Origin of the sequence: Lacibacter sp. H407, assembly GCF_037892605.1 — a bacterium.
In the GTDB taxonomy this organism is placed as follows: Bacteria; Bacteroidota; Bacteroidia; order Chitinophagales; family Chitinophagaceae; genus Lacibacter.
The window spans coordinates 1,797,792-1,824,612 of sequence record NZ_JBBKTU010000001.1 but is presented as its reverse complement, the minus strand read 5'-3'; the positions used below and the strand labels follow the sequence as shown (position 1 = coordinate 1,824,612).

Genomic DNA, 26,821 nt, shown 5'->3' with positions numbered 1-26,821 from the left:
AAATGTTTTTATAGCTCGTCAACGATAACGGGCATTTAATTATTTTATTGTTTTACCCTGTAACTGAGGCCAAAACTTCCCGTATTTCCTGTGTTTCAGCGGTTGGTTTGAGGCATGCATACCCTTTACATAAGTAGTAAAAGGTGGTACCCGGCGGAGGCTCCCTATTGAATAATAGCGGGAAACTACTATTCATTTCTGCGGAAGACTGCAGAATTAAATTCGGCTGATACCAACTCAATACCTCGTCTTTTTTGCTTTCATACTCCTTTCCAACAATTGCCAGCTCCTGAAAACCCTTGATCTGGTTCAAAAAAAGGCCTGCCCAAACCCCAAAAGAACCCGGGTAACGCAGTACAGCATCCTGCAAACCCAACAACATACGGGTACTTCGTTCACGCCAATCGGGTTGATCATACACTATACCAAGGTAATGCAGGTTAACTGCCATCACGGAATTGCCCGAAGGCACAGCCCCATCGTATACTTCTTTTTTCCGGACAACGATATCAGCCTGGTTTGCTTTGGTAAAGAAGAAATAACCCGTTTCCTCTTCTGAAAAATGAGTGGTCACATAAGCAACAAGCTCTTTTGCTTTTTCGAGATAACCGGTATCGGCCGTTATTTCCTGTAAATGAATGAGCGACTGAATAAGAAACGCATAATCATCGAGAAAAGCCGGGTATTTTGCCATGCCTTCCTTATATACATGCCACATGCCTTCACTGCTTTGAAATACTTTCAACAGAAGTTGCATATTGCTGATAGCTTTTTTTCTGTATTCTTCTTTCCCGGTGGCAGCAAAGGCTTTGCTATAGGCACTGTTCATTAATGCGTTCCAGCCAAGAATGATCTTATCGTCGAGTAAAGGACGAATACGCTTTTCTCTTACTGCCAATAATTGATCAAGACAGGTAAGCATTTTTGCTTCAAAAGCACTTAACTCCAACCCATTCTCATTACAAAAATCAGTTGCGGTCTGTTTGGTACGAAGAATATTTACTTGCTCCCAATTGCCATGTGCTGTAACATCATAAAACTTACAGAAGAGTTCTGCATCGTTTTGTAAAACGGCATCCACTTCTTCCTTCAGCCATGTATAGTATTTCCCTTCCACTCCTTCACTGTCTGCATCTAATGCAGAATAAAATCCATTTTCAGGAGAAGTCATCTCCCGTTCAATAAACTGCAATGTTTCTTCTATCGCCCGTTTATAATGTGGCTGTTTGGTAAGTTTATATGCATCGCTCAATACAATTACAAGCAATGCATTATCGTACAACATTTTTTCAAAATGCGGTGCCAACCATTCGGTATCGGTGCTGTAACGTGAAAAGCCTCCACCTGCATGATCATAAATTCCTCCCTGGATCATTTTATCAAGGCTGAGACATGCCTGTTTCAAGGCTTCATTGTTGTTACTGAAATAAGCATACTGCAATAACCATGAAATGGTGAATGTTTGAGGGAACTTCGGCGCTCCTCCAAAACCGCCCCATGTTTTGTCGGCCGATTTCATACTGTTTTCAAACATGAGCTCTCCTTGCTTTTTAACAAACAACTCTTCATTGGGAAAATCAAGCGTAATTACTTTTTGCGTGCCAAAGGAATTTGCATTTTGCAAATGTTGCAGCAATTCATCTGCCTGCGAATTGATCTCATCTCTGCGTTCAGTAAATGCATTCGCAACACCGTACAACACTTCTTTCCAGGAACTACGGTTGTATGCCTTTACTGGAGGAAAATAAGTGCCGCCATAAAACGGTTTCAGATCGGGTGTAAGAAAAACATTGAGCGGCCATCCTCCACTACCCGTCATCGCCTGTACAGCATCCATATAAATATGATCAAGATCCGGCCGTTCTTCCCGATCAATTTTAATATTCACAAAATGCCGGTTCATGATAGCAGCAGTTGCTTCATCTTCAAAACTTTCACGTTCCATTACATGGCACCAATGGCAGGAAGAATAACCAATACTTACAAGAATAGGTTTGTCTTCTGCAATTGCTTTTTGCAATGCTTCATTACCCCAGGGAAACCAATCAACCGGATTGTGTGCATGTTGCAATAAATATGGACTGTTCTCTTGTGCTAAACGATTGTTGTGTTGCATAAAACCTCAGCACAATTTGTGCAACAGCAAACCTACTTTGTTTGCGGAGAAAAAAGAAAATGAAATTACTTAGTAGCCTGTGCTAAAAATTTGTCCAATGCAGAAACCATACTTGGTGCCTGCGGATCGGGAGCTTTGATCTGTAATTGCAGCCCGGCTTCTTCTACAGCTTTGAACGTATTAACGCCAAATGCACCAATGAAGGTTCCGTTCTGTTTGTATTTGGGAAGGTTTTCGATTAAGCTTTTTACACCGCTTGGCGTAAAAAAACAAATGATGTCAAAATCACCGGTCGTAACCAGGTCTTTTACATCATTGCTAACTGTCTTATAAAGGATGGGTGTTTCAAATTCGCAGTTATGATTCCGCAACCAGGTAGTGATCTCGTTATCGAGATTTTCGCTGCAGGGATACAGAAAGCGTTCGTTGCCTTTGTGCTTGTTCACTACATCAAACAAACTTTTATTGGTACCATCGGCACCATAAAATACTTTGCGTTTGCGGTAAAGAATAAATTTCTGAAGATACAAGGCCACCGCTTCTGTGATGCAGAAATATTTTGTTTCCTGTGAAACTACGATCCGCATTTCTTCGCAAATGCGAAAAAAATGATCAATAGCGTTTCGGCTGGTGAATATCACAGCGGAGAAACTGGTAATGTCAATTTTTTGCTTGCGGAAATCTTTTGAGGGAATGCCTTCAATGCGTATAAAGGGCTGAAACGACAATTCAAGATTGTACTTCCGGGCAAGTTCGTAGTATGGAGACTTCTCGGATTCCGGCTTGGGCTGCGTTATCAGAATAGTCTTGATCGCTTTTTCTTTTTGGGGCTTCATACCGGTTTTTTCCTTGCGTGTATTTGGAAAATTTCTGCAAAGGTAAGCACATTTTCTTACAAAAAACCAAGGATCACCTTGTAGATCAGTAGCAGGGGGGCAATTTCAAAAGCCAGGAAAAAGATGAAAAAATGAAAGCGCCCCACTTTGATCTCAGACTGAACAGGTCCGTACGCCCGCAAAAACCGGTACAGAAATAATGCGGTAATAATTGACAGGGAAATAGTTATAGCAACCCCTGCCAAACCCCGTTCGGCAAAAGCGATCACAAACAGGAAAGGCAACAAAATAATGCCGATGATCTTATTGATCAAAAACACAACAAACGAATAGGTTTCGGCCGCCGTTTTCATACTGAATAACCAGCCGCTGAAATGAAGGAAAATATATTTGCCAAGGTATAATAACGCAATTACCCCCGCAGTGATCAGCGGAATGAACAACTCCGGCACCTGGATAGATACGTCAAAATAATCAATGAGTAAATAAACATAAGTGCCTGCTGCAACTGCAAAAAACAAATTAAACAATAACGACTGCAGGCCCGATTGCACCAACTGTTCCCGTATCTGGTTTACCCGTAAGGAGGTGCGGAAAAAAACACGGAACATGTCGTTGAAGTATCGGAGATAACTCAAACGCAACAAACCAAACAACAACGAAAGTCCGAGGATATAATAAAACAGCCATTCTTTTTGCAGCAATTGCTTTTCTTTTTCAATTTGAAATTGAGGGGATGCAAACAACTTCAACTTTGATTGCTGCAGCACGCTTCGGTAACAGGAATCAAAAGGAACAACAGGAGTTGGCGCAACAACATTTGTAATGGGCGCAATTGTTAACCCGGGTAACAACGAATCAGCCGGTTGCTTTACAACAGGTGAATCCTGTGCGTTGGCAACAATGTTGAACAACAAAAAAAGAAAGAGTAGATAATAGCGCATGCGTTGATTGCAAAAATACTATTACGGTTGTAACCAACACAACAAACTTCACTGTTCACAAAACAAATTTCTGTAACAGAAAATTTGAATTGTTGTCCATCAGAAAAAATTCACATAGCCGAAATGAATTTTACTCTGCCGAAGATTGAACGGAAGATCATCCCGCTTACCCGCCGCAAATGCAATATTGAAAATGCCGGCCTTTGTTTCAAACGCCAAGCCAAGCCCAGAACCGATATATGTATTGCTCGTATTAGCAAACTGGCTGTTGTTCCTTGCCCATCCGCCGTCTGCAAACGCATAGATATAACTGTTCAATCCAATAAGTATTCGATACTCCGCCGTTGCCACTGCATAGGCAGATGCAAAAATGCTCTCTTCATCAAACCCACGCAACAATCGAAATCCACCTAACTGATATAACTCATTTCTGAAAATGCGTGGGCTTTGGACCAAGCCGGCATTCACGGCTGTTTTGATCGTGGTTTGTTTTCCGGTTTTAAAATACTTCGCTATACTTCCCCGCAATCGGAAAGTGTATGCCCGAAGACCAACAGAATCGTACAGCGATTGATAATTGAAACCGGGATTGAATGGATCTTTCAGGTTTGAAATATTATTGTTGGGTCGTATTCGACGGATACCTGCCGAACCGGTGAACTTCATATCAAAACCTTTGCGTGGATTGAATCGGTAATCGGTGGTAAACCATTCGTATTCCAACCCAATATTTGAGGTAGTTTGATCGATCTGATCGGGCAATCGTTTGCTGTTGCGGATAGCATTGGTATCAACATCCAGCAGCGTTGAAATAAACTGCTGATAAAAAATCTTTCCGCTGCGGTTGCCGCCAAATGCATATTGCACGCCCATCTGCAAATTGATGTTGAGAAAGCTGCTGTCTTTTTTAAAACCGTCAAATGAAAAATCAACGCCAAAGGGAGAACCAAATAAAAATGGTTGCTGATAACCTAATTGCAAGCGAGGCGATTGTACCTGTATTTGCTGAAACACAATACTCAACGCTTCTCCTAAACCAAAGCCGTTTTTGAGGTTAAGATTAAAATCACCTGTTATTAATAATTTACTGCCGCCTAATTGATCGTTCGATGGAAGAAAACCAATCAAACCATTGATCTGGCTGCTCTTTCGCTCTTTGAGATAAAGATTCACAATTGAACCCGTTCCCAGGAAACTCATGTTCCACTTTTGTTCTTCCAGCAAGTAAGGTAATTGCAATAAACGTGGACTGATGTTTAATAATTTTTGTTTTTGATAAATGGAACCATCTTGTATTTCAAGATACCGTTGCAGAAAACGGTTACTGATCTTTACATCGCCATACACACGAATACTATCTATTTTATACAAGGGCCCTTCATCGATTTTCAGCACTGCATTGATACCATCATTTTGCAATTCAAAACTATCCAGGTACACATTAGCAAACGGATAGCCGGTGTTTTCCAAACGGTCGAGTAATTTTGTTTGTAATTGCTGAACAGCGATATAATCAAGTGGTTGCAGTTTAAAGTTTTTATCACGATAACCTGCTGCGTTGAGTAGTTCTTGCGGAATAGAATCTGCATTCAGTTTTGCCCAACGATAACTTTGCCCGAGAAATAGCAACACATCTGCTTTTGTTGAATCCATTTGTACCGAATCAACAGAAGCTGTAACAAATCCTTTTTTCTGTAACAACTTCGGCAAGTCAAAAATGTATTGCGAACAACTGATCCTGTCAAAAAATTCCTGTTGTAATCCTAACGAAGTGGATACGTCGGTTGTATCAATAAAACGATATTGCAATTGGTACTTGGTTTGTGCACCTACGGTGAATAACAGCAGGCAAAAGCTACCGATAAGAAAAACAGTTTTATAAAATGCTGAACGTTTTTGATGCACGAACGGTTAGTTTTGCAATGTCGAAATTAAGCTTTCATTTGACTGAAACTTCGATTCCTTTTTTCTTTTATTGATCGGTTGTACAGAAACATGGCAGGCAATTATATTCATAATCCTTTTTACAGGCAGGTTCTGCGGGAAAGTAAAATCATATTACAGTAGGCTAAAAATAGAGTTAAAATGCTTTGAGCGTTTTAATACGCCTTCACTGCCCGTTCAGTCTGATGGTTGCTATATTCCCCATGAAAAATCGGGAGCTATCGTTTCAATCTTTAATCGCAAAATAAATCGCATCCGGAACTTAAAATAAATCAATTTGACAGGTTCATGGCTCCTTTTGAATGCGATGGACCCAACCTTGGTTTTCCAACAATTTATTTTTGATTAATTATAAACCAAAAAGAACGACTTCTCTTCATTGAAAAACTCCCAGCGGCGGCATTTGGTGAATTTTAAGATTACTTCCCAAATCGTAACTAGCGCACTACTACAAAGTCAAATTACATTTCTCAGAGAATTGTTTGTTGTCTATTTATATACAGATTCTGTTAGGGTAATTTCCAAAATCGTGGTTGCTGGATTTAAGGAATAATCAACTCCACTAATCGTGATTGTTTTATCGTTATTTTTTACCCATTTAAGTTCGTTGCCGTCATAAAGATTGACCACTTTGCTCACTTTTTTATTTCCTAAAGACTGGGGCGTAAATGTTCTTGTGTTAAGATTGCGATAGCCTTGATAAACGTGACAATAAATTTTGTTCTCTTTAAACGTAAATCCATATTCACCAAAAAGCGGCTGCCATGGTCCACCTCTGGTGCCATAAATGCCTTGCCCTACTTTCGATAGCCAATCACCTGTTTGACGTAACACTTTCTGTTGGTTTTCAGGAATAACGCCTTCTCTATCTGGTGCCACATTCAATAATAAATTGATATTTCGAACCACACAGTTAGACAAGAAAACCGCCACATCTTCAAAACTATAAACATCTCTATTAGGTCTGTAACCCCAGCCACCTTTTTGAAGACTCACGCATTTTTCGCCATAATGTTCAAAGCGAATATCGCCAGATGTAGCACTACCGCCTTCTTCCGCATGCACATCACCAATCCATGAAAAGCGTTCATTCACCACCAAATCGGGTTGGAATTTACGGACCAATCCCATGATGCCTAAAGGTTTACCGGTTGCATCGTCTTTGGTGATATATTTTTCATTAATTGGCCATTCATTATCTGGATTTTGATACTTTCCAGGATCCCAAAAAGCTCTTTCCAATTCTGGGTTAATGGTCTGCCCTAACCAGCCGCCGTCCCAAAACATATAATCTATTTTGCCATAATCTTTTAAGATTGTTGTTACTTGCTCATAGACTTCCTCTTTCATGTCACGGGCATCTTCTTTATGCCAGGCAGCTGTTTTGTAGCCCCAAACATTGGGTTTTACATCTTTTCCGGTCACATCATAATAGCCTGGATAACGCCAACTCATAGGCGAATAATACATGCCCACACGAAGTCCAGCCGCTCTTACTGCAGCAGTATACTCTCTGACAAAATCACGTCCTAAATCTTTTTGACTTGTCCAACTAAAAGGGTGCTTGCTATCAAAAAGGGCGTATCCATCATGATGCCTTGTGGTTAAGGCCATGTATTTCATACCCGCTTTTTTTGCCAAAGATGCCCATTCATTGGCATCGAATTTTGAAGCTGTAAAACCCGTTTTGGGGTTTCTTGCCCGCCTTTGATAGTATTCAAATCCCCATGCTTCTTGGTGTCTTATCCATTCAGCGCCTTCATCCATGGCAGCATAAACTCCCCAATGGATAAACATGCCAAATTTGTCATCAAGAAACCAATCCATTTTGTTGTTTGGTAATTGCCTAACACCACCTTCTTCTTTAAGCACTCTTTCAGGAATTTTTACGAATTCCTGTATTTTGGGTGCGGGTGCTTCGCCTAAATAGATCAATTCAATTTGATCAGCATAACCACTGCCATTTCCTGAAGGATGGATTAACGATATTAATAACTTATCTGTACTAAAAGCTGTTTGAAAGTCAACACTCACTTTGCTGTATTCGGTAAGCGCACTTGAAACAGATTTTGCAGGACCCCCAAAATCACTGACTACTAATTGAACTTCTTCGGCGCCTGACTGTGTTTTTACAAAAGCTGAAATTCTGTAAAGGCTGTTGGGTCTTACTTTAGTTTCCTGAATACAAAACCCTCTTTCTGGTCCGATTTTAATGGCATATTTTCCTGAATATGCTTCGTTAGTGATGACGGAATTTTTTGTTTTCCAGTGTTTCCAACCATCTAAATTACCTGTTTCAAAATCTGAATTGACGATTAATTTGGTATCATTTTGAATTGACGTTTTAGAAGTTTGGGCGTTTATAGTTAGTGTAATGATTAATAAAAAAACTAAAACAACTTTGTTTTTTGATACACTTAAAAGATAGTTTAGTTCCATTTTATTTTTATAAGTATCCTTTTGATTGAATAATTAATTTTTGACCTTTTATACTTTCCGGAGACGATTCATTCAATGCAATAAAGAGAATCCAGTAAGGATTGGTGCCAAAAACAAACCGATCTATATACCTTCCTGCATTAATAGACGCATCAATAATTTGCCATAAACATGTTGAGTTTAGCCAGAACCTTTTATTGAATTATAATTTTCCTGGTAAACTTTTTTTCGCCGATCGTTACTTTAAGAGCAACAATTGTATTCTCTCTTAAATCATACTCATTCAAATTAATTTGAACAAGGGTTTTCCCTGCATTTACTTGTCTATTTTCATTTTTGATGATTCTTCCATCAAGTCCATAAATCTGAATAATAGCTTGTCTATTAACTTTGGAAGAAATTAATAAATTCAAGATTCCATTTTTACTGACAGGATTGGGATAAATCACTTCCAAATAATCCGGAATATCTTCTTCTGAAAAAGAAGTTGTTTTATTAGAAATTTTAGTGCACTCTTTCGTGTCATTTTTTGTGATACCTAATTTCCCTTTTTCATCGTTCCACGATATTTCAAGAGTTTGAATATCCATACCCATTACTTTTTGTGTTTCGATGAAACTATCTCCGGGAAGGGCAAGTATTGATCCTGTTTCACCAGATTCCAATACCTTCCAATTAACTAATACCGAAAAATCATTTGGGTTCTTAACAGCCCACTTGACAGTATTTTCAGAAGGGGCACCACAATCTGCCACTACAATCAACTTATCAACTTTTAAACCTTTTCCAGCATACGCACCAATTGGCGTGAGCGGCGCTCCATATTCATCAAAAAGGGAATTCCCAAAGAAATCTGTAGTTGGTTCCTCAGAAATATGGGCAAAGATACCGGTGCCGGCTGCCGGAAAAGAGGGGTGCGGTTTTTCTTCCCTATTCTTAAGGGCCGGACTATTTTTGAAAAGCCTGTAGCCAGCAGCCTCCAATTTTCCTGGCTCCACATATTTTGGATCAGCTATTACCGCTTTTGTATCAAGACCCTTAAAAACAGTATTTATATCCCCATCAAAAATGTTATTTGAAATATCTAAGGTTCCTTCTTTAGTATCCAAAATATATTCCTCTCCTATTTTTGAGCCATTAACCGACTGGAATATATTGTTATATATGTAAGCATCATTGGATTCTATGGAAATATCGGGCGTTAAACCGTTCCCCACGTAAACTGAATTATTATAAATATAATTTTTGGAAGACCTAATACTTCTGGTACCAGCAAAATCTGATATCCATAACGTATTTCCTTTTCGTTGCCTCAACCCGTCATTCACACTAATGTTATATCTCCAGATACTGTTAATATTGTCACCCAATATTTCCACAAAGCCACCTTCAGAATCTTCAGAGTAGTTATACTGAAATAAAATATTTTTATTACCATAATCAATATGCATTCCATAAGAGTCATTACTTCCACGGGCATGTCTGGAAATATTATATTGAGCAACGACATCGGTACTCTGAAAAAACCAAGCACCGCTGCCACGGGCAGTCATTTTATTTGGAACAACCCCTGAACCTGTGAACTCAAAAATATTAGATTCCACAAGCGCATTCGCTGTGCTTGACAGTACAATACCAGACCCCCCATTTTCAAAAACAGTATTGTTTCTGAAAATAACATCACGATTTTTTATGGATTCCCTGTCAAGGATTTCATTGGGTGAAAATATCCGTCTCGACCAAAAACCTAACTTCCCAATTCTGGAGAAATAACAATCTTCGACCAAAACATCTTCAATATACTTTACAGAGCCCGGGTGACTATTGTCCGTTTCAGCAAAAATACCTGTTACCCTTATTGCATCAAAAGGAACATCATTAATATTCGAAACAGAAAAAACATTGGTAATGGTAAGATTTTTAAATACAAAATTCTCCAATTTTTCAGTTCCTGAGTTTAACAGGTAAATGCCGAAGCTTTCCGAATCAGGGACGCCTTCACGGGAACTACTTCTTGGATTTGTGATGGCTAAATTTTTAATTTGAATATTATCCCGATTTTCAACACGAATAACTTCCAGATACGAACCTTTACCATCGGGAGCATTACTTCCATTCAATAACGGTTTATCTCCTTCACCGTAACTGCTTACCACAATCGGATCGTTTTCAACTCCGCTGGCAGAAATAACCAATTGGCCGTTAAAAACATCGCCGGTTTTAAAAAGAATATCGTCACCGGTAATTTGACCCAATTCGGTAACCCTTGCAAGTGTTTTTAACGGAGTTGCTTCCGATTTACCATCATTACTATCGTCACCTTCAGAAGAGCTAACATAAAAAGTTTTAGGAATAGTGGTAATTTCAGCATTATTACTTAGCCTGTTACCCAGCACCACATCTTTTGAAGTAGTTCCCGTTAATGTTATTTGTATTGATTTCTCACCAATTCCTTTATTTGGCGTAAAAGAAACAGCACCTACAGATTTTCCTAACCCAATAATTATTTCAGTATTGCTAACCGAATAGTCTGACGGATCGATTCCCGTTATACTAAATTGAAAAGAATTGTCTCCATTCACAGGGATATCACTTTTCGCCATAATAACAATGGTTTCACCGGGCATCAAACGTTGCTTTGTCAAAGCAAGATTAATGGTAGCAGGAGTAAATTTAATTAACTCCAACCAGTCGATAGAAGGCGTGGTTACGTTGCCACCAATAGGTTTAAATTCCAAAGTGTTGACACCTGCATTAAATTCAATTAAAACACTTTCAAACAAAGCTCCACCATCCCTACACAGACTTCCGGTTTTAATTGAAGAAATTGTTTTTGAGCTTCCATTCACCAAAACATTCAAGCTTTGCCCTTCAGTAATCCCGAAATAAGCAAAGTTTAATTTGTAATAGCCAGCCTCCGGTACAGTAACATTATTAAACGACAAACGATTATTTGTTGATCCGTACAAGTTGACAAAAGAACTGTTCGAGGCATTTGTACAGCCTGTTATGATTTGCGAACCAGCACCGGACAGAGAACCTGCTTCAGCTTCAGAAAACCAATCGTTCACAGGTTTTTCACTTAGCTCAAATCGGTCTAAAAATGGTGAAGGTTTTCCTTGAGATGGGGCAACCTTAATCGAATTGATTCCCTTTTTGAGTGGCAATTCAACCCTGGTGGACGTTGCAGGCGCCTGAAAGCACCAAGGTGCTTGTTTTACCAAAACCTGCTTTACAAAAACCCCATTTACAAAAAAGGATAAATAGCTATCGCCCCCGTTATAAAAATACTTCGTGTTAAGGCTGTAGGTACCTGCCTCACTCACCGAAACATCATTAAAAGTTAAGGTATTTCCACTTTCTTTTTCTAAGTTCACAAATGAACCACCGGATGCGTTGGTACATCCCGAAGTTGCAGAGGCATTACCAGCAAGTACACCAAGTTCAGCTTCAGATTGCCAATAACCCAATGTTTTGCTATCCACAAATACATTGTCCAACATAAAACTGTTTATCCCAAACTGATAAATCTGTAATTGTGCCTTGGTTTGCCCCGGAGGAGCTATAAATGTAACTGTTGTGGTACCAAACACATTAGGTGTCAGGTTTTCTATTCTTGACGCATTTGCATTGTTTACCGTGCCATTGGTAGTACTTAAGCTAACCCCTGAAATAGGCATAAGGGTATTGTTTCCAAGATTGTCTTCCGTACGTATACGAATAAGATAAACGGCATTCGACAAAGAAATATCAAACTTGATTGTATAACTTTTTCCACCTTGTATTTCAAATAACGGAGATCTTAAAAAATGATCGCCGCCAACGGAGTTTGAAGCCAAAAGAACCTTTGAAGTATTGCCGACACTGCCTTGAACCACTCTACTAGCTCCCCTGTCAAAGAAACTGTTCCAGCCTAACAGACTACCATTATCCCCGATGTTTGCAGACTCAAAATCTTCCCGATAAACCTGTTGTGCTGAGCTATACAGACAGGCAATCGCAAATAATACAAAAAGTAATTTTTTCTTCATAATAATATATTAGGTAATAAAAAAGTTGAACTCAGAAAAAACATAACATTGTATCTTCTATTTATAAAAAGAAAATCTGCTTTGTCACTGATATAACAGCGGAAATTGAATTCGTACATTTCCAAATTCTATATTTTGCTAAATGCCGTGGGCATGATTTTGATTTTTTCCCTTAGTTATAAGCAATTGATAGATATTAGGTGTAGTAATATCTTGGCTACCCTATAGATTGAATCCTATCAGGGTTTCACTTTTCACACATGTAAATTGAATTAATTTGAACTAAACTGAAGGGATAAACAGTTCATAGTGCGGGTATAAAAAGGTCACGAGTCTCCAGGAGAATTAAGTACCGTTAACTATAGAAGCAAAAACTTTGGATTGTTTTTTAAAGGCATACGATTAAAAGCTTGTCGTATCTGCGGGTTTCCACTCGAAGGATTACATTTTGCATATTGCAGGCATTCATCCAGTTAGTTCAGCAAATTGTAATTTATACTTTCCGAAGCTTTGTATCCATGCTGTAAAAAAATCAGCTGATACTCTGTTATTCATGATTGATTGAATCGGCTTTCGTAGTTCCTTATCTGCCTCTGCAATCCGCTTCACTTTCTTCGGGCAATCCTTATCAACCTGAATATTTAAAAACTCATAATTGCGCATACCTTTGATAGTACTTTTGGGTATATATCTAAGTAAGATCCAAACTTAACGGATTTAATTTTTTTATCGAACTGTTATCATGATACTTTGTTACTCGGCGTATTTAAAAAGAATCAGGGCATTATATACCAGTTTATAACTAATCAAAGCAATGGCTGGTATTTATATTCATATTCCGTTTTGCAGACAGGCATGCAATTACTGTAATTTTCATTTCAGTACAAGTCTGCACTATAAGAACGATTTTGTTGAGGCTTTATTGAAAGAGATCGAACTTCAATCGAAAGCCGGCTATCTCCAGGGTCAAACTGTCGAAACAATTTATTTCGGAGGAGGTACACCCAGCATTCTGCAAATTGATGAATTGAAAATGATCATGCAGCAACTTCATCAGCATTTTAGCATTGATCCATCTGCTGAAATTACATTAGAAGCAAACCCCGATGATGTAAATGATGATAAGCTGAAAGGTTGGAAACAACTCGGCATCAATCGTCTCAGTATTGGTATCCAATCGTTGTTTGAGGAAGATCTTCGCTGGATGAACCGTGCACATACCTCTGATGAAGCAAAACAAGTGATCAGCAAAGCAAGAGCCGCAGGATTCGATAGTTTTACGGTTGATCTGATCTATGGTACTCCCGGACTAACTGATGAGAAGTGGTTATATAATTTAAACTGGGTGTTGCAACAAAACATCAATCATCTTTCCTGCTATGCATTAACGGTTGAAGAAAAAACACCGTTAGATAAACAGATACGTCAGCATCAAAAACAGGATGTTGACCCCGAACAACAAAGTCGCCAGTTTTTATTGCTGATGGATCATCTGCAACAAGCAGGTTTTGAACATTACGAAATATCCAATTTTGCAAAACCCGGCCACCGAAGCAAACACAACAGCAGTTATTGGCACGGTACACATTATCTTGGTCTTGGACCATCGGCACATTCGTTCAACGGCAACAGCCGGCAATGGAATGTTGCCAATAATCAGCAATACATTCAATCGTTGGAACAAGCGATCATCCCGTTTGAAAAAGAAGAACTGACTGAAACGCAACAGTTGAATGAATACATCATGACGAGCTTACGGTTGATGGAAGGTTGTGATCTGAACCATATTACAAAGAAATTTGGACAAGAGAAAATAACTGAATTAAGTCGTAATGCAGCAGACCATATCAGTAAAGGCTTACTTGTATTGAGAAGCAATCACCTAATACTTACTAAAACTGGCAAATTGTTTGCTGACAATATTTCGGCAAGTTGCTTTTTCACATCTTAGCATAAGTTTTCAGCTTCAAACTGTCACTCAGAAATCTATTTATAGCCTCTTCATTAGGTATTTTTTCCGTTTCAACCAATTCCCATATCATCTGTCGCATAGGTATTATACGGGGACTATAAGTAACTTCATCCTCTTTGAATGAATACTCAACTCTATTTATTTTCATTTTTTGTTTATCTTCTAAAAAAGTAGAAAACGAAATAAAATCGTTATACGTACGCTTTGTAAAATGAAATCGCAAAGTATCAATTTTTTCCTTACTTGTACTATTTGTAGGTAAATATGTATTTACTATACTTTCATCAGAGAAAGTTTCTGATTTCACCTCCTTGTATAACTCAGGATCAAAAAAATCTACTCCTTTGAATAGTTTTACCCTGTAGAACGAGTCACTAGAAAAAGATCTAATATTAGATAACTTCATATCATAATATCGATTACCAAGACTGTCACTTTTCTTAATGACATTAAGAATATATTTTCTTGTTTGACCACCCATAGCACTTTGTCCTAAAAAATTTCCAGCCCTATCAAAATCCAATCTGGATGTGCTTTCTAATACTGAAGTCAATATCACTCGAAATCCATGATACTCCTTAATAAAAACACTATCCTCTATTTTGTTTACAAACACAGTATCATTTTTTATCCCTACAACCGTAAACTGTGTTCTTAATATGAAAGTTCTGTTTTCAATTTTCATTTTTTTTGCATTATAGCAAGAGCCACTAATCAGATAACCAAGCACTAGTAAAATCAAAAACAGAACTTTCATATTGAATTCACATTAATCATTAATATTAATATATGCCGTTGTATTATACTCCATTGACCAAGAGATGGGGGATTTATTGGGAATTATACACGAGTAATTTGTTGTAAATGCTAGAGACATGGCTGAATTATAAGTGCCAATAGTGGGGTATCCAATATCATTTGTAATACTAACAGACCCCCCTATAATAATTCCGAGAACCTGAACCCTTTCATGTGCTAAAGATTTCCAAGTCCAGTTGCTAACATTCGGACCTGATCTCCTATGATGACCTATTTCTGAACTTTGAGCTACTATAGTGGCTGCTTCTGCCGCAATCCACTTGTATCGTTTTACTCTAAGCGTATCATTTACAGAAATAGTTGTTGAAACGATATCTTTTGCGGTAGCTATCATTTCGAAATTCTCCTTAAAGTTATTTAAAATAATTTCGTCGACATCTTCGAATGCACCGCCACTTCCACCTGAATTTGGGCAAGTATTAACTTCTTGAGAGTTCACTAAAGTCCATTCACTGCAATAATTATCAAAACATGTACGCTCATAAGTATCAACTATATATGTTATACAGTCATTATTGGGATCGTCAATTCTACTGTTAACCTTTTTTCCAATTGGTTTTATTTGTCTAGTTGTGCCACCATTTTTATACTCCCAGCCACAAATAATTTGATTCTTTAAACTTGAGAAAAATACTGATCCAGAAAAATCTTTCGGAACATTTTTATAAAAACCTTGGTTATACTCACTTGTGGTATTAGATTGAATATTCATTTTTATACAAAAAATATTTCCCTTTTTTTTATCCTTTAAAATCAATAACCTTGGTTCGCTTTCGTGAAAATCATCATTCCTGAATTTCAAATAATGTACTGTGGATTCCAATAAAGGTGATTCGACTACCCAAAATTCATCATCTTCAAAGGCATGTGATTTGTCCCATACTACTTCAATATGGCTAAATTCTTTTTTTTGATTTTTTAAACCAATTGAAGAATTGCCTTGTTGGTAAATATTATTAAACCACTCTCTAGCAATAGATATTGTCAATTTGGAACCAGATTCCTGAGTCAAGAGGTCATGATGTCGTGAGTTTTTTTGACAAGAAGATATCAAAGTGAAAGTAAAAAAAAACAGCAAAAGCTGCTTGGAGATGTTTTTTCATAATTGTTAGGTTTAGATACTAAACTTAAAAACTCCTTTTCAATTTTCCTAATATTTTTTACTTTTTTTCATCAGCTTTCATTCTCACCCTCTTGCAACAACGAAGGTTATTTCGTAAATTGAAGAAGCCGCGATGATCTCTCACTGTAAAACCAAGATCGCTCATGCTTCAGCCAGCTGCTGATATTTCCCGTATGCCGGGTGTTGAATGGTTTGGCATCACCATACTTGAACCGTTTACGGTTCTTACAAATCTTATTATTGCGGCCGTTTGTTTTTATGCATACTATGGTTTACGAAAAAAACAGCTCACTCAATTTTCGCCGGTACACAGGTATATCAGTTTGTTTTTTCTGTTGATGGGAATTGCTACAATTGTTGGCGGCGTAGTTGGACATGCGTTTCTGTATGCCACCGGCATGTATGGAAAAGTACCGGGATGGTATTTGAGTATGGCTGCAGTAGCCTTTTTTGAACGGGCTGCTATCCGTCATGGACGCACTGTACTGCCCTTTTCAGTCGGCCGTTTTTTTTCAACGCTGAATTATATAGAGATCCTTGCATTTATGTTTCTTTCGCTCTATACATTAAACTTTGTGTACGTGATTCTGCATGCCATCTACGGTTTGTTTGTAGTTGTATTCTGCTTTATGTTTTACATGTATCTCAAAACAAAAGATCCCGGTTTGGTAAACCTATTTATTGCCACAGGATGGGGAATCGCAGCAATGCTCTGTCATGCATTTCAACTGGGCATTAACGAGTGGTTTAATTACAACGATGTAAGTCATCTGGCAATGACGGCTGCCATTTACTATTACTACAAAGCAGCTTACAGCATGCAAACCGAAATCAGCAAAGAATTAACGCCATCAAATAATAAATAAAAAAGAAGTACTTAGAAGAAGTGTTTTTTTGGCTTTCTGTTTGAAAGTACATGCTGAACAATGCCCACCACCAGCATCAGTAGTAATACCCAGGCGCCAAAACCGGTAAAAGAAACAGGCATCGTTTTTTTGTTTGTATAAAGTTACAAAGAGAAAAGAAAGCTTTTACTGCAAGAACGAATTTTAACAAGGCTTCCTGTTCTTTTGACAAATGTGTCAGGTATTTTCAGATGTGTCGACACAACTCAAATCAACACCAGCTCTAACTGCTCAAACGCAACGGCCGGTTGTACATTTTCCCAAAGAATAGAATAGATCGCTGTAGCAATCGGCATATCAGCACCTACTTCTTTATTGATATGAAAAAAACATTTGCTGGCATTGTAACCTTCGGCCACCATATTCATTTCCAGTTGTGCAGCTTTTACACTAAACCCTTTACCGATCATATTTCCAAACGTACGGTTACGGCTGTACAGTGAATAACAGGTAACCAACAGATCGCCCATGTACACACTGGCAGCATAGTTGGCCGATTTACGGAGCGATGTTTTCATTAACTGTACACCGGGTATCGGCTCTTTGTGTACACCCACTTCCATATTGCGGATACCTACTTTGCGCAGAAAGCCCGCCATCTCATCGGCCGCATTGGCGATGAGTACACTTAAAAAATTATCGCCATACTCAAGACCATGTGCAATACCACTTCCTAACGCATAAATATTTTTGAGGATAGCGGCAAACTGCACACCATATACATCATCATTAATAACAGTATTGATATAATGATTGCGGAACTGATCGGCGATCCATTGTGAAGTGGTTTGATTGATGCCGGTAAACGTGAGGTAGGATAATTTTTCAGATGCCACTTCTTCTGCATGACATGGGCCCATGATGGTGTAATAATCATTCACATCAAAGCCAAACTCATTTTTCAGATGATCGTTGAGCAATATATTTCCACGAGGCATAATGCCCTTGATAGCTGAGATGATCTTTTTACCATGAAAAATATCTTTGGGCAGCGTATCCAACACTTCTTCTGTATAGGCTGATGGAATAGCAAGTATAATGTAATCGGCCTGCTGAATGGTTTCCTCCAGATTCGTGCTAAGCGATAAGAGATTGTTTTGAAATGTAGCCGACCGCAGATAACTGGGATTGTGACCATATTTTTTTACATGATCAATGATATGCTGGCTACGCACACACCAATGCAAATGCACACCGTTTCCATTAAGGATCTTGGCAAGGGCGGTGGCAAAACTGCCGCTCCCGATCATCGCAAAACGTTGATTCTGTTCTTCTTTTTTCAAGCAGTTGATTTTCAGTTCATCTAAAATAAAAGAATCCCGCCTGTTGGCGGGATTTTAGCTTTACTTTTTTCGAATTTATTTTTCGTCGTATACTTTATCTTTTGGCACCACCAACACTTTCATGCCATCTTTCAGTGTTTTACTGATGGTATTATACGGTGCACTTACCACTTCATCTCCTTCTTTCAATCCACTCATTACTTCAATGTATTCATTATCCTGAATATTGGTACGAATGGCTACCTTCTTAACAGTTCCATCAGCTTTTATTACAAATACCACTTCTTCCATTTCATCGGTCACCACGGCATTGTTGGTAGTTGTTACTTCCTGACCCTGTGCTTTCTTTTTATCCTGCTCTTCTTTTGCTTTTGCTACGGCGCTTGCTTCATTCTTATCTCTTGTTGTTACCGCAAGGATGGGAACTGCCAACACATTTTCCTGGCGTGTAGTCATAATATCTGCACTTGCACTCATACCCGGACGGAAGGGAAGATTTCTTCCTTTTACCGGATCAATTAAATCGGCATAGGATGATTGATCGATACGGATGTACACTTTGTAATTGGTTACATCACCTGTAGCGGTGGCTGCAACTGATTGTGCTGATGTACTGCTGCTGGATATTTGTGTAACCACACCCATGAACTTGCGATCATTGTATGCATCCACTTCAATAATGGCACTGTCGCCGATCTTCACTTTTGGAATATCATTCTCACCCACATCAACCCGCACTTCAATTTTACTCATATCAGCAACACGCATAATTTCAGTACCAAGGCTAAAACTATTACCTGCTACACGTTCACCTTTCTTTACCGCCAACAATGAAACAATACCATCCATTGGTGAAATGATGCCTGTACGTGAGAGATTTTTTTGTGCCTCTGTTAAACTGGCCTGTGCACTTTGCACACTTGCTTTACCGCTGCGGATGGTTTGTCTTGCTGCATCCAGATCAGCTTTTGCAGTGAGGTAAGCACTTTCTGCCTGTTCAAACTCAGCTCTTGAAATTACTTTTTCATCAAACAGTTTTTTCTGGCGATCGTAGCTTTGTTTCGCTTGTGTTAATCTAGCTTCAAATGCTTTGAGTGATGCTTCTGTATTACCTACCTGTGCCTGTTGCTGATTTACAACTGATGCTGCACGGTCTTTCGCAGAAGTTAACACATCGGCAAATACTTTCGCCAACAGTTGACCTTTCCGTACACTGTCGCCTTCCTCCACATACATTTCTACTACTTCCCCACTCACATCGGAGCTTACTTTACGTTCATCTTCAGGATACACTTTACCACTTGCACTAACTGTTTCAATAATGGTTCGACGGATGATTTTTTCAGTGGCAACTTTTACTGCTTCTTTTTTTCCAATGATCTCTTTTTTCTTCAGGATGAGAAGGGTGGTGGCTACTACCAGGAGAATTCCAATGGTCCACCAGATTTTCTTATTCATATTCGGTTGTTAATTCCTTATTTAAAATAGTGATTCGCTTATAAACGTAAACCAAGTCCTTTGTAAAACTCCAGCACTTTCATGCGGAATACATAATCAAACTGATCTGAAATATTTTGAATGCGTGCACGGAATAAATTATTCTGGTTCGTGATCAATTCAATTGTTTGCAGCAATCCTGCTTCATAACGTTTTTGCGCCAATACATTTGCACGTTCTGTTACCTCGAGGGTTTTCTTACTTGCATTAAATCGTTGCATTGCATTTACAGCAGCATTGTAAGCCTGATAAATATCATTTTTCAATTGCATATCGGCCTGTTCCTTTATCAGCTTTGCATTTTGCACTTCAAGTTTTGAACGATTGTAATTGGTACGTACCGTTGCTCCGTTGAAGATGGGAACAGATATCTGAATCCCGATATTTTGACGGAAGTTCTGATTCATTTGAGTACCCCATCCTGACCACATTTCTCCAAAACCTTTTTTAGAAGATAGTATGGCAACATCAGGACTTTGAACAAAATAATTGGTACCTCCTACATTCACAATTGGCGAAAGCGGCGTAATGGGATCATATCCGAGGAAGTTAAATCCGGTTACTTTACTGTTGGGGCTGGCAAAATTGGTTCCCAATCCTCCAAATGCAGAAATGGATGGATAAAACTGGCCACGGATCGATTTTACATTTGCTTCAAGAGACTTGATACGAAGATCGTTTACACGTTGCCGTGGTTGTGTTTGCAAAGCCATATTATACACAACATCCGGCTGCAGATCACCAATATTTTCAACCGGTATCATTGCAACCGGTGGCTCTGTAATATCAAATGGTTGCGCTGCATCAAGATTCAAGGTTGCCTTCAGCGTAAGCAACGTTTGTTGCGCTGTAGTAGAAGCATTAATGAAATTCGCACTATCCGCAGCATATTGCGACTCCAGTTCCAATGCATTTAACTCAGGCAAGGAGCCTGCATCTACCCGTTTGCGTGTATCGGTTAAACGTGCTCTTGTTAATTGCATCTGTACTTCTGCAATTTTTGCCTGCTCTTTTGAAAGCAATGCCTGCAAGTAGGTTGTAGCTACCGATAAGGCAATGTCGTTTTTTGTACTCTCAACAGAGGCATTGGCTGCAGCCACATTATATTTTGAACTGAGGATGCCGTTTTTTACACTGTTCCAGTTAAACAACAATGCATTTACATTCAACCCATATTGCTGGAACAACAATGTTGTGTTTTCAAATAAGTTAGTAGTAGGGTTTACGGCACGACCAAAGTTTGTTCCGGTAGAAGTGGTGAAATTCGCGTTGGGGTATTGGGCAAGTCTGCTTTGCTTGTAGGTAAGATCAGCTAAACGAGCCTGCACATCGGCCTGGCGCACAGATACATTATTTGCAATGGCATACTCTACGCAACGAACGAGATCCCATTTTTCCTGAGCTTGCAACGTAGTTCCGATAAAAACAAGGATGGATGATAAGAGTAAAACCGGTGAAATCTTCTTCATATATAGTTTAAAATGACAATATAGTGACGTTTGGGGCACGAATTTATTGATTTTTGACCAGCGGGCACATGATGGTTTGAGTTTTCTGAAATTATTCAACTACATCAACCCAATCCTGCTTTTTCGAATGCCTGTTTCAGATCGCTGATCAGATATCCGGCCTCTTCTAATCCAACATACAACCGGATCATCTGATGCTCCTTATTCGCTGTATCAAAGTCCTCATCCCGAATACCGGCGCACTTTGGTAACAGCAAACTTTCATGGCCTCCCCAACTTACTGCCATTTGTATATGTAGCAAACTTTCGCAAAAGGTTACAATCTGTTGCCGGGATACAGCTTTTATATAAAAGGTAAACAGCCCCGGCGCCTCCTTCATTTGTTGTTTGGCTAACTTGTATTGGTCAAAGCTTTCATCAAACGGATAGATAATGCCGCTAATTGCCGGATGATGCTTTATAAAATCGACGACTTGCCGGGTAGTTTGGTTGATACGCTCCAGCCTTGTTGGCAACGTTCGCAGCCCCCTTATCAGCAGCCAGGCGTTGAAGGGTTGAATTCCGCTGCCGATGTTGAGGTACTCGCTGTCGAAGATCTTTTTCATCATGGCATGAGTGCCACTCAGTACACCGCCCAATGTATCACTATGTCCGCCGATATACTTGGTGGCAGTTTGCATCGCCAGATCAATGCCCATTTCGATGGGTTTTTGATAAAGGGGTGTACAATAGCTGTTATCGATCAACGTAGTGATGTTGTGTTGTTTGGCATAGGCAGCAATAGCACGTATATCCTGCATAGCAAAATCCCAACTGTTGGGACTTTCCAGATAATAAAACGTAGTGTTGGGCTTTGTAGCTTCGAAGTAGTTCTCGGTTCGCCGTCCATCAACATAGGTTGTAAAAACGCCAAACCTTGGCAAGATCACATCGAACAAACGTTGCACCCAAGTATAGGGCTTGCTCACACTTACAATATGATCGCCTGCTTTTACATTAGCCAGTACGCCTGCAAAGATGGCGGCTGCTCCGTTGTTGAATACCAAACAATCTTCTGCTCCATCCAATGCTGCTAACTTTTTGCGAAGAATATCAACTGTTGGGTTTAATCCACGACTGTAGAGATAGGTACTCATCTCATCGGCAAATGCAGCACGCAATTCATCTACTTTATTAAAACGAAAATTACTTGTCTGTATAATGGGTGGCGCAATGGCATTGAAATAATGCTCACGGTCTTCGCCCAGTTCGTTGAGGATATATGAAATGTCCATTATAAAATATTATGCGCCGGTTATAAATCCAATATGATTGCCGAATGGATCTTCTACAATTGCTACTTCTATTGTGCCGCCAACATTGTGTACAGGATCAATAATGGTTGCACCAATTGACACTGCTTTTTCAACGGCTGACTGTATATCATCAACAGTCCAATAGGCAGTACTGTGATTGCCTTTTTGTGTGTTGCTCATATCAGGATCAAGCCCCAATTCAAAACCATTGATATCAAAACCCACATAAAATACTTCATCAAAATAAGGTTCTTTACCTGTTAGTGAAGTGTACCAGCTTTTGGCTGCGTCAAGATCGTTGGTATGATAAATAACTGTGCGGAGTTTCTGCAGCATACTGTTATTTTTTTCGATGAAAAATAAAATAAATGATGATAAATGTTACCAATACGCCAAGCCCCGTTAACGCTGCTGTTGGATCGGCAATCGCAATACTTGTTCCTACAAACAAATAAGCTGCTATAAAAATGATGGGCATCAATGGAAATAGTTTCATTTTATAAATACCTGTACCATCTAAATGCTTTGTCTTTTTACGGAACCAGAAAATAGTAGCGCTGCTCAATACCATTCCAAAACAATCAAGAAAAATAGTGAAGGCCAATATTTTTTCAAACTCCTGCGCAAAGAATAAGATGATGATGCAAAGAGCTGCAAACACCGTTAACGAAAATGTAAGCACATTGGTCTTTTCATTTTGTTTGGCAAAGATTTTTGGCAAACTTCCATCATCGCCCATTGCATACATCACCCGAGGATTGCTCATGAGTAAACCGTTTACGTACGCCAACACACCTAAAAATAAAAAGGCTGAGAAAACGGTAGCACCGGTTGATCCGAATATTTTATCGATCACCACGTAAGCAATTTCACGTTCGCCTTTCATTTGTTGAAAGCCTACCAGATTATAATAACTCATATTCACCAGCAAGTACAAGCCAATGATGATGGCAATACCCATGAAAATACCACGTGGAATATTTTTGGTGGGGTTTTGTACTTCATTCCCGAAGTTGATGGTTTGCTGGTAACCACCATAGGTAAATGAAACAGCGATCAAACTCACACCAAGACTTTTGATCCAGTCCATATTACTGAATGTTGTTACTGCAGTAGTTGTTTCCTGTACAGCATATTTATCGGGGAAGAATAACGCAGCGATCAACACCAATATCATTCCGATCTTGATGATCATTAAAATATTCTGCGCCATTGAACTCAACTTCAAACCACGCAGGTTAATAAAATAAAAGATAGCGATCGCCGCACAGCTCACCAACGCCTTATGAATATCTGTCCATTCACCGGGAAATAATTTTAATAAGTAACCGCTACCGATCAATGCCACACCACTTAAGCTTGCTGCATTACTAACTAAGATCAAACAGTTAATAGCAAAGGCAATACTTGGATGATAGGCTTGTGCAAACACTTTATAATAACCACCTGTTACGGGAAAGCGGCTGCCGATCTCTGCATAAGTTAATGCACCACATAAGGCCACCAAACCACCAATAAGCCATGCACTAAAGTAAACCGATGGATCAATGGCATCTTTTGCACTCGTGGCTGCTGTACGGAAAATACCCATACCGATCACCAGACCTACAACGATCATGGTAAACGAAAACAGGTTGAGTTTGTTGGTTGAAGTTTTCATGCTTTTTCTTCTGGCGTTGAAGATAACTTTTCTATGTATTCTAAAAACAAAAACACAGGAAAGATGTCGGATGTATGATTGCTGATGTGTGATTTATTCGTCCCCACCTCATTAATTTGCCTGTTGCACATTAACGATTGCTTATTGGCTTCCTCTTTTGCTTATTTTTACTCCATGAAGAACCAATCACTAACTCTGCTTGCAACAGTTGCTGCACTTTTTTCATTTGCACAGTCTCAACCCGACTCCAGTTCCAAAGAATTAGGCGAGGTCGTTATCACAGCGTTTGAACAGAACCGTAAGCTCATGGATGTTCCCGCAGCTATCAGTTATGTGGGCCAGAAACAATTGAACCGATTCAGTAACGCATCGATTGTTCCAGCTCTGAATGCGGCACCCGGTGTACGCATGGAAGAACGAAGTCCCGGCAGTTACCGATTAAATATTCGTGGCAGTTCATTGCGTTCGCCGTTTGGTGTGCGCAATGTAAAAGTATACCTCAACGATATTCCGTTTACCGAACCCGGCGGCTCCACTTATTTAAACCTGTTGGGTTTTTATAATATCAACTCGGTTGAAGTATTGAAAGGACCATCAAGCAGTTTGTATGGTGGCGGCAGCGGTGGTGCCGTGTTACTGAAAACAAATGGCAACAACCAACCTTCAGGTGTTGGTATTGATTATACAGGTGGCATTTTTGGTTTGAGTAATGTAAATGCTGTTGTACGTATTGGCGAAGGTGCAACGCAACAAACCATCAGCTATAATCGACTGCACAGTGATGGCTATCGTGACTGGACAAAACTCGACCGCACAGTTTTTAGTTGGGACAGCCGCTTTGCACTCAACGAAAAACAAAGCATCCGTACGTATGTGATGTATGCTGATCTTTCGTATCAAACTCCCGGCGGATTAACTCCTGCTGAGTTTGCGGCCAATCCAAGACAGGCAAGGCCAAGGGTGGGTGCTACTCCTTCGAGTGCGCAAGCTAATGCAAGTGTGAACCAGGAAACATTCTTTGCAGGATTGAGTCATGACTTCCAGATCACGGAAACGTTTAAGAATACCACTTCTTTATATGGAGCTTATTCACAGTTTGCAAACCCAACCGTTCGCAACTTCGAACGCCGCAGCGAGCCTCATGCCGGTGGAAGAACAGTATTAGCGTTTACTCCACGCAATGTAATTGGTGAATTAAAGTTTGTTGCCGGCGCCGAATTGCAACGAGGCTGGTATAACATTCGTGTATATAAGAATGTGAATGGCACAAGCGATAGCCTGCAAACTGAGGATGAAGTGAATCCATTCTTATGGAATGTATTTGCACAAGCCGATTGGAAATTACCACAAGGCTGGATCATTACTGCAGGCGCAAGCATTAACCAGAATAAGATCGAGATCATAAGGCTGAATAAATTCCCTTTGAATCCGCAACGCAGAACGTATGATAATGAAATTGCACCACGACTTTCTGTTTTGAAAAAGATCAAAGAAGAATTGTCGTTGTATGCGTCTGTTGCCAAAGGGTTCTCTGCCCCCACTTCTGCTGAAGTGTTGCCTTCTACCGGCGTTATCTCTACCAACCTGAATGCAGAAGAAGGATGGAACTATGAAGCTGGTATCCGTTTCAACTACAAACGCAAATTATTTTTGGATGTAAATGGCTTTCTCTTTAACCTCAGCAATACAATTGTGCAACGCAGAGATGGTGGCGGCGCCGATTTTTTTGTGAATGCCGGCAGCACACGGCAACATGGTGTGGAAACATTTGCCCGCTATGCAATTGTTGATGATGAAAAAACGTTTCTTTCAACAGCAAATGTTTGGTTGAGTTATTCCTATAACGATTTTACCTATAAAGATTTTAAACAGCTCACCAACGATTTCAGTGGCAAGCAACTACCCAGTGTACCAAAACATATCGTTGCCGCAGGAGTTGATATAACCCTAAAGCCCGGTATTTATCTCAACGTTACTTATAACTACAATGAGAAAACGCCGTTGAATGATGCCAATACGTTTTATGGTGGTGATTTTCATTTGCTGGGTGCAAGACTTGGCTACAAACAATTATACTTTGGAAAACTTCGTGCTGAAGTATTTGTTGGTGCCGATAATCTCTTTAATGAAACCTACAGTTTAGGAAATGACATCAACGCCGCTGTAAATCGCTTTTACAATGTAGCACCGGGACGGAATTACTATGCAGGGATTTCTGTTTTTCAGGGATGTAAGAAGAAGTAACTGGTTCATTTTATTCAGCAGTTTGAAATTGCAGAGATTTCTCTTTCGTAGAAATGATGAGACGCTGAAAATTTGCATCTCTAACTTTACTTAAACTAACCGAACCGTCATGTCGAGGAACTAGACATCTCTACACAATTAGAGAGTTGCAAACAAGTTTAACTCTTTTATTCGTAGGCGAGTCTCCTAAAAGGGACTTGCCGTAATACATCCACAAATTTTGCAGCATGTAAATTATACCCTA

Annotated in this window: 17 protein-coding genes; 3 read left to right on the top strand and 14 right to left on the bottom strand. The window is 39.4% G+C overall.

The genetic code is table 11. The features are described 5' to 3' along the window. Window positions 1-52 precede the first annotated feature (52 nt). The 6 genes from WG989_RS07915 to WG989_RS07890 all read right to left on the bottom strand — a co-directional run bounded on the left by WG989_RS07915 (window position 53) and on the right by WG989_RS07890 (window position 12,310). Window positions 53-2,116, bottom strand: a complete 2,064-nt coding sequence (locus tag WG989_RS07915; protein WP_340428530.1) for a thioredoxin domain-containing protein — start codon at window positions 2,114-2,116, stop codon at window positions 53-55. Window positions 2,117-2,181: 65 nt separating this feature from the next. After that, window positions 2,182-2,952, bottom strand: a complete 771-nt coding sequence (locus WG989_RS07910) for a uroporphyrinogen-III synthase (protein WP_340428528.1) — start codon at window positions 2,950-2,952, stop codon at window positions 2,182-2,184. 56 nt (window positions 2,953-3,008) lie between these two features. After that, complete coding sequence (locus WG989_RS07905; protein ID WP_340428527.1) at window positions 3,009-3,896, bottom strand: DUF4271 domain-containing protein; 888 nt, start codon at window positions 3,894-3,896, stop codon at window positions 3,009-3,011. Window positions 3,897-3,995: 99 nt separating this feature from the next. Then, the gene (locus tag WG989_RS07900; RefSeq protein WP_340428526.1) at window positions 3,996-5,801 is read right to left on the bottom strand and encodes a BamA/TamA family outer membrane protein; all 1,806 of its coding nucleotides are present in this window, start codon (window positions 5,799-5,801) and stop codon (window positions 3,996-3,998) included. Window positions 5,802-6,329: 528 nt separating this feature from the next. After that, a complete protein-coding gene (locus WG989_RS07895; RefSeq protein ID WP_340428525.1) occupies window positions 6,330-8,279 on the bottom strand; it encodes an alpha-L-fucosidase in 1,950 nt (649 codons plus the stop codon). Between the two features lie 194 nt (window positions 8,280-8,473). Further along, a complete protein-coding gene (locus tag WG989_RS07890) occupies window positions 8,474-12,310 on the bottom strand; it encodes a right-handed parallel beta-helix repeat-containing protein (RefSeq protein ID WP_340428523.1) in 3,837 nt (1,278 codons plus the stop codon). Between the two features lie 814 nt (window positions 12,311-13,124). On the opposite strand from WG989_RS07890, the gene hemW reads away from it, so the two are divergent. Then, complete coding sequence (gene hemW, locus WG989_RS07885; protein ID WP_340428522.1) at window positions 13,125-14,261, top strand: radical SAM family heme chaperone HemW; 1,137 nt, start codon at window positions 13,125-13,127, stop codon at window positions 14,259-14,261. Here hemW and WG989_RS07880 read toward each other — a convergent pair. Together WG989_RS07880 and WG989_RS07875 are read right to left on the bottom strand one after the other, a co-directional pair. Beyond that, entirely contained in the window at window positions 14,251-15,039 is a 789-nt protein-coding gene (locus WG989_RS07880; RefSeq protein WP_340428520.1) for a hypothetical protein, read from the bottom strand. The two genes, hemW and WG989_RS07880, sit on opposite strands and share 11 nt — an antisense overlap. Before the next feature lie 12 nt (window positions 15,040-15,051). Continuing rightward, entirely contained in the window at window positions 15,052-16,113 is a 1,062-nt protein-coding gene (locus WG989_RS07875; protein WP_340428518.1) for a hypothetical protein, read from the bottom strand. A 254-nt stretch (window positions 16,114-16,367) separates the two neighbouring features. Between WG989_RS07875 and WG989_RS07870 the strand changes: the two genes are divergently transcribed. Next, window positions 16,368-17,090: a DUF6962 family protein gene (locus WG989_RS07870; RefSeq protein WP_340428517.1), complete on the top strand. Its 723-nt coding sequence runs from the start codon at window positions 16,368-16,370 to the stop codon at window positions 17,088-17,090. 245 nt (window positions 17,091-17,335) lie between these two features. On the opposite strand, the gene WG989_RS07865 is transcribed toward WG989_RS07870, so the two are convergent. The 6 genes from WG989_RS07865 to WG989_RS07840 form a co-directional block, all read right to left on the bottom strand. Beyond that, the gene (locus tag WG989_RS07865; protein ID WP_340428516.1) at window positions 17,336-18,412 is read right to left on the bottom strand and encodes an NAD(P)H-dependent glycerol-3-phosphate dehydrogenase; all 1,077 of its coding nucleotides are present in this window, start codon (window positions 18,410-18,412) and stop codon (window positions 17,336-17,338) included. Window positions 18,413-18,487: 75 nt separating this feature from the next. Further along, window positions 18,488-19,870 carry an efflux RND transporter periplasmic adaptor subunit gene (locus tag WG989_RS07860; protein WP_340428515.1) on the bottom strand — a complete coding sequence of 461 codons (1,383 nt, stop codon included), beginning with the start codon at window positions 19,868-19,870 and terminating at the stop codon, window positions 18,488-18,490. 38 nt (window positions 19,871-19,908) lie between these two features. Further along, window positions 19,909-21,378: a TolC family protein gene (locus tag WG989_RS07855; protein WP_340428514.1), complete on the bottom strand. Its 1,470-nt coding sequence runs from the start codon at window positions 21,376-21,378 to the stop codon at window positions 19,909-19,911. Between the two features lie 104 nt (window positions 21,379-21,482). Beyond that, complete coding sequence (locus WG989_RS07850) at window positions 21,483-22,652, bottom strand: trans-sulfuration enzyme family protein (RefSeq protein ID WP_340428513.1); 1,170 nt, start codon at window positions 22,650-22,652, stop codon at window positions 21,483-21,485. Between the two features lie 9 nt (window positions 22,653-22,661). Then, window positions 22,662-23,009 (bottom strand): VOC family protein, encoded by a 348-nt coding sequence (locus WG989_RS07845; protein WP_340428512.1) that lies wholly within the window; start codon window positions 23,007-23,009, stop codon window positions 22,662-22,664. 4 nt (window positions 23,010-23,013) lie between these two features. After that, window positions 23,014-24,333, bottom strand: coding sequence for an APC family permease (locus WG989_RS07840; RefSeq protein ID WP_340428511.1), 1,320 nt, complete (start codon window positions 24,331-24,333; stop codon window positions 23,014-23,016). A gap of 174 nt (window positions 24,334-24,507) precedes the next feature. Here WG989_RS07840 and WG989_RS07835 point away from each other — a divergent pair, with 174 nt between their 5' ends. Beyond that, the gene (locus WG989_RS07835; protein WP_340428510.1) at window positions 24,508-26,577 is read left to right on the top strand and encodes a TonB-dependent receptor family protein; all 2,070 of its coding nucleotides are present in this window, start codon (window positions 24,508-24,510) and stop codon (window positions 26,575-26,577) included. The last annotated feature ends 244 nt before the right edge of the window (window positions 26,578-26,821 follow it).